The 523-nt window shown below is 75.1% G+C and carries 1 pseudogene; it reads right to left on the reverse strand.

From position 1 onward, the window contains the following. Window positions 1–523 (reverse strand): annotated as a pseudogene (locus AC1DDH_RS20500) (2-succinyl-5-enolpyruvyl-6-hydroxy-3-cyclohexene-1-carboxylate synthase); the annotation flags it as partial.

The raw sequence follows: 523 nt of genomic DNA on the forward strand, positions 1-523 counted from the left end.
GCCGGCGTCCGCGGCGAGGGCGATGCCGATGCCCGTCGCGATCGTGCCGTCGATGCCGGCCAGCCCGCGGTTGGCGTGCACGCGCACGTCCTTGCCCCTGAGGATCTGGTCCGCCACGCGGACGATCCGGGAGGATCCGAAGAGCAGACGATCCTCGGATCCGGTCGCCGCCCACACCGCCTGCACGAGCGCGGCGCGGTCCAGCGGCCCGTCGATCCCAGCACCAGCACCAGCACCGGCACCAGCACCGGCACCGACGCCGTCCGCGGACAGCGCCTCGGACCCGGTCCACGCGGCCAGCCACGCCTCCGCGCCCGCGCCGGAGTCCGTGCCTGAGCCCGCGCCCATGTCAACCTCTACCGCGCGCGCATCGACCGCGGCGCCGGAGAGGTTCAGCCGCTCGCCGCCGCGACGCACGGCGATCACCTCGAGGTCGGTGCGGCGCAGCAGGGCCGCGACCTCGCGGCTGAGCGTCGGATGCCCGAAGACGATCACGCGCTCGATCCGGTCGGCGAGCACGGTG

The sequence above is a fragment of the Arthrobacter sp. 10T425 genome (genome assembly GCF_056393985.1).